The 12,122-nt window shown below is 44.3% G+C and carries 11 protein-coding genes; 3 read left to right on the top strand and 8 right to left on the bottom strand.

Annotated elements, in window-relative coordinates; all coding sequences use genetic code 11:
* Positions 1-46: 46 nt before the first annotated feature.
* From ACMXYW_RS07050 to ACMXYW_RS07030, 5 genes are all read right to left on the bottom strand, one after another.
* The gene (locus ACMXYW_RS07050) at positions 47-937 is read right to left on the bottom strand and encodes a diguanylate cyclase (RefSeq protein WP_415894171.1); all 891 of its coding nucleotides are present in this window, start codon (positions 935-937) and stop codon (positions 47-49) included.
* A gap of 155 nt (positions 938-1,092) precedes the next feature.
* Positions 1,093-2,250, bottom strand: a complete 1,158-nt coding sequence (locus ACMXYW_RS07045) for a type III PLP-dependent enzyme (RefSeq protein WP_415905709.1) — start codon at positions 2,248-2,250, stop codon at positions 1,093-1,095.
* Positions 2,251-2,370: 120 nt separating this feature from the next.
* The gene (locus ACMXYW_RS07040; RefSeq protein WP_415905708.1) at positions 2,371-2,973 is read right to left on the bottom strand and encodes a CBS domain-containing protein; all 603 of its coding nucleotides are present in this window, start codon (positions 2,971-2,973) and stop codon (positions 2,371-2,373) included.
* A 101-nt stretch (positions 2,974-3,074) separates the two neighbouring features.
* Positions 3,075-3,821: an FAD-binding oxidoreductase gene (locus tag ACMXYW_RS07035; RefSeq protein ID WP_415905707.1), complete on the bottom strand. Its 747-nt coding sequence runs from the start codon at positions 3,819-3,821 to the stop codon at positions 3,075-3,077.
* 136 nt (positions 3,822-3,957) lie between these two features.
* Entirely contained in the window at positions 3,958-4,260 is a 303-nt protein-coding gene (locus ACMXYW_RS07030) for a hypothetical protein (protein WP_415894102.1), read from the bottom strand.
* A 139-nt stretch (positions 4,261-4,399) separates the two neighbouring features.
* Here ACMXYW_RS07030 and hrpB point away from each other — a divergent pair, with 139 nt between their 5' ends.
* Positions 4,400-6,922 carry an ATP-dependent helicase HrpB gene (gene hrpB / locus ACMXYW_RS07025; RefSeq protein WP_415905706.1) on the top strand — a complete coding sequence of 841 codons (2,523 nt, stop codon included), beginning with the start codon at positions 4,400-4,402 and terminating at the stop codon, positions 6,920-6,922.
* Positions 6,923-6,927: 5 nt separating this feature from the next.
* Here hrpB and ACMXYW_RS07020 read toward each other — a convergent pair whose 3' ends face one another.
* On the bottom strand, positions 6,928-7,851 hold the full coding sequence (locus ACMXYW_RS07020; protein WP_415905705.1) for a LysR family transcriptional regulator: 924 nt from the start codon (positions 7,849-7,851) through the stop codon (positions 6,928-6,930).
* A 148-nt stretch (positions 7,852-7,999) separates the two neighbouring features.
* Here ACMXYW_RS07020 and ACMXYW_RS07015 point away from each other — a divergent pair, with 148 nt between their 5' ends.
* Positions 8,000-8,443, top strand: coding sequence for a carboxymuconolactone decarboxylase family protein (locus ACMXYW_RS07015; protein WP_415905704.1), 444 nt, complete (start codon positions 8,000-8,002; stop codon positions 8,441-8,443).
* 52 nt (positions 8,444-8,495) lie between these two features.
* On the opposite strand, the gene ACMXYW_RS07010 is transcribed toward ACMXYW_RS07015, so the two are convergent.
* Positions 8,496-10,427, bottom strand: a complete 1,932-nt coding sequence (locus ACMXYW_RS07010; protein WP_415905703.1) for an alkaline phosphatase D family protein — start codon at positions 10,425-10,427, stop codon at positions 8,496-8,498.
* Positions 10,428-10,557: 130 nt separating this feature from the next.
* On the bottom strand, positions 10,558-11,511 hold the full coding sequence (locus ACMXYW_RS07005) for a DUF3179 domain-containing protein (RefSeq protein ID WP_415905702.1): 954 nt from the start codon (positions 11,509-11,511) through the stop codon (positions 10,558-10,560).
* Between the two features lie 130 nt (positions 11,512-11,641).
* Here ACMXYW_RS07005 and hisI point away from each other — a divergent pair, with 130 nt between their 5' ends.
* A complete protein-coding gene (gene hisI / locus ACMXYW_RS07000; RefSeq protein ID WP_415905701.1) occupies positions 11,642-12,061 on the top strand; it encodes a phosphoribosyl-AMP cyclohydrolase in 420 nt (139 codons plus the stop codon).
* Positions 12,062-12,122: the final 61 nt, after the last annotated feature.

Below are 12,122 nucleotides of genomic sequence, written 5' to 3'. Positions count from 1 at the left end.
AAGGGAGCTAACAAGCTCCCTTTTTAAAAAGAAAGCGAGCCCGCTGTTATCCTTCACCTTCAACACGGTTACAGCCACTTTGCTTAGCTACAAATAGATTCTCATTTGCACGTCTAAGCATGTTATCAGGATCATCTTCCAGACCATCTAGCGCTGCAACCCCTACGCTGACAGTAAATTTAACATCGCCAGCTGCGTAAGGGATTTCCATCTCTTCCATCATTTTACGCACACGATTACCAGCAGCCATACCCTGCTCATGATTCGTTTCCGGCATAAACATTACAAACTGATCATCACCGTAACGTGCAAGGAAGTCTGAAGTACGTTTCATACCATGTATAGAGGTCACTAACTGTTGTAAAACTTGATCACCACAATCCCAAGAGTATCTGTCATTCAGGTCACTAAAATTATCAACATCAATAACCATTAGACTACATACCCAGTCATAGCGCTGCGCTTGGGCAATTGCTTGTTCCAGTACAGGTCTTAGTGCACGACGGTTGTATGCGCCCGTTAGTGGGTCACGTTGAGCCTGATTGGTAACCTGTCTCTCCAACCTACGCTGTGCTGAGATATCACGAAATACAGCGACGACTTCATCGCCCGCAGCTGAACAACGAAGCTCCATCCATTTCGTTTCGCTTAAACCTTGTTCTTTAAGCACTGGTACATGTTCAGGTCTTAATTGGATGTAAGTCTTTATCGATTTTTTCTTCTCAATCGATTTAACCCCAGCGGCAGTTATATTGCCGCTGATATCAGCAGGGAAAATATCTTCTAGCTTACGCCCCATTATCGCATCGGCATCCAACCAACCTGCGTCACCTGCAGAACACGCCATGATCAAACCTGTTGGTTCAAGTACCATCACCACATCCGCTGTTGCTTCAAGAACAGCACCATAGCGAGCTTGAATCTGTTTATCCGACATCCACTACTCTCCACTCAACCAGAGGATAAAAGTTGCATACCAAAAAGATAGCTGTTTGGGAGAGGATGAACAACCTGTTTTACAGTTTTTATGCGCAGAAGCTTGATTCAAAAAGGATATTTTTAGCCGCAGTACCGAAATACTGCGACAAAAAATCACAAAATATAGTAATCCAGAGGGGGGAAACCATTAAACTCGATCGAGCTATAACTGGTGGTATAAGCACCGGCAGAGAACCAATAGATATGATCACCGATCTCTAGAGATAGCGGTAACTCATATTTATGCTGCTCATACATGATATCTAGGCTATCACAGGTGGGACCGGCAAGGATCACCCCCTCTTCAGGCCCTGACTTTGAAGTAGATAACGGATATTTAATCGCCTCTCCCAAAGTTTCAATCAAACCGTTAAACATCCCTACATCGGTATAGACCCAACGTTCTAGTGCTGTAGAAGATTTTCGAGAGATCAACACCACTTCTGATACGATGACTCCAGCATCCCCAACCAACGAGCGGCCAGGCTCAAGGATAATTCTGGGTAGCTCTTCACCAAAATCCTCTTTTAAAAAGCGCGTAATCTCTTCAGCATAGGTTTCGAAATCATTAGTTTTCTGTAAATAAGTCGCAGGAAAACCACCACCCATATTAATCATTTGCAAGCGGATGTTATGCTCTTCAACCAAACGCTCAAAGATCACTTTGACCTTAGCAATAGCACCATCCCAAACGTCGATATCTCGCTGTTGAGAACCTACATGGAAGGAAACCCCATAAGGATTTAAACCCAAATCACGCGCAAGCACAGCGAGTTCAATTGCCATTTCTGGGTTACAGCCAAACTTACGTGACAAAGGCCAATCTGCACCTTCTGAGCCATCAGTGAGCACACGGATGTAGATATCAGAACCTGGCGCATACTCCGCTATATTGCGCAGATCTGCCTCAGAATCGGTCGCAAACAGGCGTACACCGTGATCATAGAAGTATTTAATTGCAGAGCACTTCTTAATCGTATTGCCGTAACTAATACGCTCTGGTGCGACATTAAACTGCAGTACTTTATCTAACTCCTGCGGGGAAGCGATATCAAAGCTAGAACCCTCTTTCGCTAATAGCTCAATCACCTCATTAGCTGGGTTTGCTTTTACTGCATAATACACATCAGCTTTAGGAAACCCCTTACTCAATTCAGCAAAACGAGTTTCAATGACTGAGAGGTCTAAAGCTAAAAAAGGTGTAGGTTTAGTCTGAGCTAATCCTTCCAATTTGTTAGCAGCATCGGGACTAAATTGGTTTGGTAAAATCATGCGCAATTGCACCACACAATTGGGTTAGACAAAGTACTCTAGCAGTGCCTAGTACAGTAAAGGCGCGAAGTATAGTCAGTAAGAGAATTCCAAGTCCAGCATTAGATTTAGCTTTTAAAATTATGTTCCTTCGCCGCTTCGAATCACCCGTTCTATTTCCGCAAAACTTTTCGATTCATACATAACATCAAAACCTATTTTAAGGCGTCTTGATATGTCACTGGCAGAGATTATCCCTCTAATTCTAAGCACTCCAGCTGAACTTTCATCAGTAACAACGACATGCTGATCTCCAGACCCTTTAAGGGTCAACATAATATCCCCTACACGTGCATCTTTAAGCTGTTCATAGGTAAGAGCATTCATGTTCAATTTACTCAACATAATATGCCGCACTTGAACCTGATCCCGACTAACCCCATCCCGTTGCATGAAAGCCATCACTTTTCGACCCGCAGCATCAGACGCCGTAATAATTCCGGTAAAATTATCTTGGTTATCCAAAACAAAGAGCAACCGCACGTGCTGACTTTTCATATACTCTAGTGCTTCTTGAATAGGTAAAGACTCAGGAACCGTTACGGGTTTCACTTCAGTAAAGTCGGTGAATACTTCAAAGGCTGGGCTATATAAACTGGCAGGCGTTGTGGTTTTATCAGGCGATAAAATGTAGTCGATATCAGTCGTTGTTTGTAACCGGATGTGCCGAAATTCCTGAAGCATGCTGTTCCCTCTCTGATTTACCTCTGTAATCAGAATAGTACATAGCTTCCGTTTTACCGCTTCTTGAATTGTGAGGCTTCGCTAACCACTAGACGAACATTTTACAGTAGAGAGAACTGGTATTTCTCGCGCTTAAGATTGCCGGGTTTAAACCCCTGCTGATCAAAATAACTGACTGCTTGATCAATCATGTCCGGATGACCACACAGGTAGACCATGTCTTGATCAGGATTCGCATGCAAATCCATATATAAGTCAGACACATAACCCGATTTCTCGTTGTCGGAAAGAACCTCGCCCTCCTCACGGCTATAGCAAGCCATAAACTTAGCATGGGCAGTCAATTGAGTAAGTTCGGAAAACTCGTCGGCGTAGAGCAACTCATCCCTATTTCTCACCCCTTGTATAACAATCACTTCCAATCCAGGACTTTCAGAGATACGAGATCGAAGCTCCGGTAACATAGATCTAAACGGCGTCACTCCTGCACCTGTGGCAATAAAGATAAATCTCTTGGGTGAAGCTTTAGGTAAGATCAAATTGCCGAAAGGGCCATGAACGGCAACGGTGCTACCTAGCTCAGCAGCCGCAAAATAGTCACTGGCTACGCCATCTGGAACCAAAGTAATAACAAAAGAGAGTAATCTGTTATCTGGATTGGGTAGTTCCCCATTAGCCACACTGTAACTTCTCGCCTTTGTATCGCCTTTGTAGGTGAACTCAATCGAAAAGAATTGACCGGGGATATAACAAATCGGATCTTCGCCCCTGTAAGTTAATTCAATCGAGCGAGGTGTAAGGTAATTTTTTTCGATGAGCGTAAGTTCTACTCTGTTATTACTCAACATATTATCAACCACCTTCTTTCGATGTATTAAAGGTACATCTAAGGACAATGACAATCAGAAATTGTTCAATAATATTCGCTACGAACAGAGACAAAAAAGCAGCCTATTGGCTGCTTTTTAAAAATCTTAGAATGGCTTAATAACCTAGTTCACTTGGGTCGATAACAACGCCTAAGGAACGCTTATCAACAAAATTGCCTTTGCTGGTTTCTTTATAACGGAAGGTAACTTTCTTACCTAGCTCGATTTCTAGATCTTTATCCGGAGACATATAAGAGTACTCCTCGCCATCTACTGTAATCACATGAATGTAGTATGGCGGCATGCCAACCCACTCAACATGAGGACCATCGGTGACAACATTTTCCAGTACACCACGACCAGAAAGCTTAGGTGTTTTTTTGTAGCCGCCTCTGCGACCTTTAAAATTACCCGCCATTAAGGCTCCTTACAACTAAGAACAACATCGGCAAAAATTTTATTGCTCCATCATTGTAGCTTTACTACTTGTCAGAGCCAAACCCTTATAGAAAAACTGTTAAACTTTATGCTGAATTATTTTTCAGAGTGTCGAAGCCTTGCTACCTATCATTTCCGTTTTACCCGAATTAACTCAAGCGCTTAACGATCAAGATGAAGCGGTTCTCGAAGCACCACCTGGTGCAGGTAAAACTACGCAAGTCCCCCTCTCTTTACTCAAAGAGAGCTGGCTGAATAATCAAAAGATTCTCATGCTAGAACCAAGGCGTTTAGCAGCCAAAGCTGCCGCCGAACGTATGGCGCAGATGCTCGATGAAAAAGTAGGTCAGACCGTTGGCTATAGAGTTCGACTAGACACCTGTGTCAGCGAACACACCCGAATAGAAATTGTGACTGAGGGTATCTTAACCCGCATGTTACAAGCCGATCCCAGCCTTGAAGGCTATGGCATTGTAATTTTCGATGAGTTTCATGAACGCAGCTTAGATGCCGACTTAGGCTTAGCCCTAACACTAGAAGCCAGAGAATACTTCCGTGAAGAAACTGCGCTGAAAGTCTTGGTGATGTCAGCCACATTGGATGGCGAAAAAATCGCCAAGCTGCTGGGTGATGCTCCGATTGTTACCAGTTCAGGTCGTAGCTACCCAGTTAAACCTTTTTATTGTGGCGAACCCTCTCAAGGTGAATGGCTAGAACATAAGATAGCCAAGACCGTCACCCTAGCGCTAGCCGAGCAAACCGGAAGTATTTTGTGTTTCTTACCCGGTATGCGAGAGATTCGTAAAGTCGAAGAGCTACTTAACGAGCAGCTCTCACAAACAGAGAAAAACACTATTGCTATCGCGCCACTTTATGGCGATCTAACTCTGGAAGAACAGCGTAAGGCTATAAATCCGTGTGATGAAGGCAAACGCAAAGTCGTTCTAGCTACAAACATTGCTGAAACTAGCTTAACCATCCAAGGCGTAGAGGTCGTGATTGACTCTGGTTTAACTCGTGTCGCCAAATATGATCCAAACTCTGCAATGACACGCCTACATACGCGCCGAATTTCCTCTGCCTCCGCTACACAGCGTGCAGGCCGAGCAGGTCGATTATCCCCTGGCGTATGTTACCGTTTATGGAGTGAAGGAAAGCAAGAGCAACTTAGCGCGTTCGATAACCCGGAAATAGCACAAGCCGATCTGACAGCTCTGGCGTTACAGCTGGCTAGCTGGGGCACCACCGATACAAGCGACCTTAATTGGCTTGACCAACCACCAGCAGGTTCTTTCCAACAAGCGCAAACCCTACTTACCCAATTAGGCGCGCTCAACTCACAGAAGCAAACAACCGCTCACGGTCAGCTTATGGCTGAGTTGCCGGCGCATCCAAGACTCAGTCACATGCTTATCAAAGGTTCAGCTTGGGGCTTAGCCGACAAAGCCTGTCGTATCGCTGCGCTCTTAATGGAACGCGACCCTTTTAGAAATGAAAGTGCAGATATCAATAGCCGCCTTGAATGGCTAGCAACCAAACCGAGCTTTCAGAAAGGCGTTTGGCATCGTATCAAAAAGCAGGAACAGCATTACCATCGAATGCTCTCCAAATTAGATATTCCAAGCGAAGCCTCTGGAAATAAAATTCCTGATCACGAACAAGCAGCCGTTTTGCTCGCGCTTGCGTATCCTGACCGTATTGCACAGCAACGCCAGAACAGCACTATTTATAAGCTCAATAATGGACGTGCTGCTAACTTCTACGATCAAGATAGACTAAGCCAATATCCATGGATAACCGTTGCAACCCTGCAAGGAAAACAAAACCAAACAAACGACCAGATCCAACTGGCTGCGCCCCTGAACCCTGAGTGGATTGAACAATTCCTTCCTGAGCTGATTCAACAGCATGAAGTGATTGAATGGGACAAATCCCAAGATCGTATCTGTGCCGAGCAGCAAAAACGAATCGGCACGCTCGTTTGGGACTCAGCCCCTTTAGAAAGCCCTTCACCAGAGGCAATTAAAGCAGCGATCATCAATCAAATAAGAAAACGAGGGTTATCCCTTTTACCTTGGAATGATGATATCCAAGCATGGCGTCAGCGTGTGATCTTTCTGCATCAAGCAGTCCAAAAACAATCACAAGATCAATGGCCAGATCTAAGCGACAACTGGCTTCTAGACAATCTTGAAGAATGGCTGACACCCTATTTGGATAACATCACTCAACTAAAACAGTTGAAGAAAATTAATCTAAGCAGCGTGCTAGAAGCGATGCTCCCTTGGCCCCTACCTCAGAAGTTAGATGAGTTAGCACCCGAACGTTTTACCGTACCTTCAGGCTCAAAGATCAGAATCGATTACAACCAAAATCCACCTGTTTTAGCAGTAAAACTGCAAGAGATGTTTGGCTGTACCCAAACACCGAAAGTTGCCAATCATGTAGCGCTACAACTGCATCTACTCTCCCCCGCGCGAAGACCGCTACAGGTCACTCAGGACTTAGAAAGCTTCTGGCAAAACGCTTACAAAGATGTACAGAAAGATATGAAAGGCCGATATCCAAAACACCCTTGGCCAGACAACCCTTTAGAAGCGATCGCAACCGCTAAAACCAAGCGCGCTTCGCAAAAGGCTTAAACGCCTTAATCTGAAATATGCTCGGCTAGAAAATCAATAAAACTACGGACACTCGGCTTGAGATATCGACTGCCTTGATAGATCGCATAGATATCCCCGCTACCCTGCTCATAAAGCGATGGCGTCCACTCCGGCATACACTCAATCAGCTTCCCATCGCTCAGATGCTCTTCCACCATCCATCTAGCAATCAATAAAATACCGGTCCCAGCGATAGCCGCTTCAACCAGAGGCGAACCACCTTTAGAAGATAAGTTACCGGTCACCAGAACCTTTTTCTGAAGAGAGCTCTGAGAAGAGTTCTTTTGAGGGCTCGGTTTAGAGTTGAAATGCCAATAGCAGCGCTGCCGACCTTGATTCAATAACAAGCAATTATGATCTGAAAGCTCACTCGGTTCTGCGGGCGACCCAAATACATCTAAATAGTCAGGTGATGCACATAACACCATCCGGTTCTCTAGTAGTTTACGCGCACGTAAATCTGAGTCCTCTGGTTTACCAATTCTGATACCGATATCGAACGCACTGCTATTCAGATCGACCAGTTGGTTATCCAGCTCAATCTGTACATTCACTTTTGGGAATTGCTTAAGAAAGAGTGGAATTAATGGCGAAACCTTTTGCCGGCCAAAACTCTCAAATACTGAGATTTTTAGCTCCCCTTTAGGTTCCGCATTGGCATCCTTAACGGAACTGACTAAATCATCAGCATTCTTTATAAGTAAATTTGCACGCTCAAACAGCTGTTGGCCGTGTTCAGTCAGAGACAAAGCTCGTGTACTTCGCTTAAAAAGCGAAACACCTAATTCAGCTTCTAACTTATCGATACTTCTCGTAACCGAGGATGGCGCTATATTCAGCGCTTTGGCTGTTTTAGAAAAACTTCCATAACTAGCTACCTGAATAAATATCCGTAGTAACTCAAGCATCTTTTCTTACCCTGTCTGCACACCCTAATTATCCAGCCATAACTTTTGCAAATTACGCAAAAGTGTTCCGCATTTATAACAGGTTCTAAACATTCCTGCTTAGCGCCAAAATAATCACATCATTCAGCGTTTTGATTAGGATTGAAACATGCTACAGAGAATAGACTTTGTTAAGTCACACACCTCAGCATTTAACACTATGTTACAGATGGAGAATTACCTCTCAGATATAAGCATCGGTTATAAGTTGAAAGGATTGATCAAAATACGGGCATCCATGCTAAACGAATGTGCATTCTGCATCGATATGCATACAAGCCAGGCACGAGCAAAAGGCGAATCAGAACAACGTATTTATGCGTTATCTGCATGGAGAAAATCGAAACTATTTAATGAAGAGGAAAGAGTTGCTCTTGCCCTTACCGAAGAGATTACTTTAACCAATCCACAAGACCTAAGCGATCAAACTTACCAGCAAGGGTTAGAGCAATTTGGTGAGAAAGGTTTTGTTGAAATCATCATGCAAATCACTGCCATTAACGCATGGAATAGAATTGCGATAGCAACAAGGATGGAAAAAAGTTCAGATTAAAATAGATAAATGTTGAACAGGAGCAATCTAATAAGTATTGCTCCCGTTTTCGTTAAGAGCGCGATTTAGGCTTTCTGTAAGGAAAACTAATATCACCGCCTTGAGCTTTGAGCACGGTAACTTCGGTAGGCTCACCCACCTGATTCAGCTTAACCAGTCCGACACCACTGCCATTGAATACCCTTTTAGCCGGCATACCCTCTGGGATGCGCGAGCGAATCTGCATCCGTCTTCGCTTGGTAAACCAGTTAAGCGGTGAACGACTGCCATAGAGCCAGCGGTTCATTTTGTCGAAGAGATTCAACAAAGCATGTGGGAACTCATTCTTTAAGCCACTGCAGGTGATTTGCCAGATATCTGGACTGTTTTTCCGGAAACGAATCTTGATGTCATAAGCAAAGGAGTAATGCACATCACCCGACAAAATTACAAAATTCTGTGGTGTTTTAGGATGACGGAAGATATTGAGAATCACATTTGCAGAACCTGCATGAGCCATCCAGTTTTCGGCATCCACCATCAGCGCATGGCCAAAGTAGGTAAAGATCCGCTGAACTGTCTCGATTAGCTTCATACCAAAAATCGGTGCAGGAGAAACCAAAAGCACTGCGTCTTCACCGATCAGCTCTTGCTGCAGCTCAGACAGCGCCTCCCAATCCATTAATCCAGAAGGTTTAGCTCCACTACTTTCCGACCACCAGCGACGCGTTCGGGTATCCAAAACCACCAGTTTAGGTGATGTATTAAGACAGTAACTCCAAGCTTCAAATTCAAGCACCTGAGTAATCAAGTCATTCCTAACTTCCCCGCCGTCTGCAATCGCATCTTGCTGAATCAGCTCCGTCCATTGCTGCGGGAATTTATCAGGGGCATTGCCCCAGCCCTGACAGAGCCAATAGCCGAGTAGTGCATTACCGATAATGCTTCTGGAAAACGGATGATTATAAGCAGCTTCTTCCCAACCTCGGGTTAAGTTCCAATCATCGGTAATATCATGATCATCAAAGATCATATAAACAGGAATTTGAGCTAAAGCGCGCTGGACATCAGGTAACCCGTTAACAAATAGATCGATCTCTCTCTGCTCATCTAAATAGCGATCGATATATTTATCTGAAACTTCGCCTGCGTTTAGTGAGATATGACGCCAAAGCTGTGGTGACCATACCAAGAAATACATCGCCAACATCTCAGCCAATGTAATCAGATGGTTGTGTGCCGTATCCGCAGTAAAAATCGGCTTCTCTGCTCCGGCAAAAAAACGATCAGCCAAATCTTGCCCAGCAGGTGTTTGCGGTAGCAGCTCTTCGCGTTCGTAATAACAATGCTCGCTTTTATAAAGTTCGGCGCTGTTCTTTACCGTGGCTCCCTCTATCAGCTCAGGCGCCAAACCGAGTAGATCTATCGTCTGATGAATGGCCGACAGCATTGGCCCTGCGACATCATCCGCATAGATCTGATCACCCGACATCATCAAAAGCGCAGGGCGAGATTCAATATCATCTTTTGAACTTTCTAATACCTGATCGACGCGAAGCAATCCATCTTCGGATGCGTAATGAGGTTTACGGCAAGAACCATGCAGCACCTGATCAAGCTTAGTTTTTAGGGCAAACTTAGGCCGCTCTTCACCTGGATAGACCAGATGGGGCAACAGGCTTTTTAATTTCTGAATTTCACCCCGAACTTCACACTCAAGATCATAAGAAAACCAAGTATCAGTGGAGAGGGAGTGCTCCGGCCGATACTCAATTAAATTGATAAAAGCAGATTTACCCACCTGAATAGATTGGTTAATCGAAGCACAATCTACCTGAGCAACAAGCTCCTGCTCCTGATAAAAATGGAAAGAGCCTTTTAAGGGCTCAGAGGTAACCAGCCACAAAGCAACTTGGTCAGGCGTAACTTTGCGCAACAAAGGCCCAGCAATAATAAAAGGCAACAACGTATTCTGTTTTTCAGATATGCCTAAAGCGTTCGTCATCGGTGATTCGAATCCATCTTTTACTAACTAAATCTAACTCCCCTACAGTCTAACGACCTTTTGACTGTAGGTTCAAATACCATTTTGGGGCTTTATCTAGAGACTTTTAATAAATAGTTTATCAGCTAAATCACTGAGCTTTATAAACATCTGTGTCGGGATGGAAGGTATACCAAGCAAACCAAAACGAGTTGACTGCCGGATAAGGTTGACCTGTTTCAGTATCGACAACCTCCCCCGTACGAGACGATGCATTAAACTGCAGTTTAAACTGCCGGCCATTAAAATCGTCTAGCAGCTCATTATTTGATGTTTTGGATAGTTCAGCAAAGGGATACGCCTTAAATGTTCCATCCACCTCCACACCCAAAACTCTTTCTTTGGGATGGTAAGCTTGGCTTCGGAACTCCACAGGAAAATACAGCACAGGGCTTTCGTCATAACTACCATAAGGGCTTTGAGAATAATCCCTTGAATATCCAGTATTTCGACTGAGCACTTCACCATCGGGATAGCGTATTTTCCACTCTTTCCAGGTCATCTGATTCAACGGTAACTGAGTGAGTTTTTGACCTTTGTATTTCCCCGTCACGGCCTGACTCTTTAACTGCGACCAGAGAGAATCTGACTGGCGATCGTATAGCAGAACATCACTGTTATATAACAAGCCAGAGACACCAAAGGTCAGCGCCTTACCATTCATATCAGCAGAAAACGCCATGCCTGTTCCACATAGTGGGCAGTAACTGATCACAACAGGCTGACCGCCAAAATTATCATTCACGATCTCATGCCAGTTTAAGATATTAATAGGATATGCACGGGTAATACCGGCCAAAGTCAAACTCAACACCTGTTGATCATCCTGCCAACCGCCCGCTTGCTTCGCCGCTATAAATTCAGGCTTATCAATAGAAGGAATGCCATCACGAGCAGGGCCGCCCGGTAGTATTTTTTCGGCAGGGATTAGACTTTCGGAAAGATCAAACCCGTTATGTTCAGCAAACACCGAACACGACTTAAAACAAACCAAGGTGACGAGTATTGCGATAAGGAAGGCTAAAAGGCTTGTCCGTGAAAACATAGTGCAGTCTCAAAATTCCAGTTACTGGTTTGAGCACAAAAGAGGACAATGATTCAATTTAATTGTCCCGCCCCTTTCAATTCCTTGTGTTATGATGCCCGCAGATTTTACTTGTAGCAGAGAAGCAACAATGAAAAACAGTTTTTACTACGACTTAGAGTCTGGCGATAAAGGCAGCCAAACAGATCTAAGCGCGGCACTTGATAACCTTCGCTATAACGAAGACGGTCTGATCCCCGCGATTGCTCAGCAAGCAGAGACTGGCGAAGTGTTAATGATGGCGTGGATGAACCGCCTTTCCATTGAAGAAACACTAAAAACTGGCCAAGTGTGTTATTGGTCTCGTTCACGCCAAAGCTACTGGCGTAAAGGCGAAAGCTCAGGCCACGTACAAAAGCTAGTTGAGATGCGTATCGATTGTGATGGCGATACGCTTTTATGCCTAGTGAATCAGTCGGGTCCGGCTTGCCATACAGAACGTTCTAACTGTTTCTTCCACGCTGTAAAAGAAGACAAGATTGAGATCATTTCTGAACCTTGCTGCAAATAAGCAATTTCAGATAGATATAAAAAAACCATGCCTTGGCATGGTTTTTTTTGTTTTGATCAAG

The sequence above is a fragment of the Neptuniibacter sp. QD48_55 genome, from assembly GCF_047778115.1.
Taxonomy (GTDB): Bacteria; Pseudomonadota; Gammaproteobacteria; order Pseudomonadales; family Balneatricaceae; genus Neptuniibacter.
This window is presented reverse-complemented; position numbering and strand designations above follow the sequence as displayed.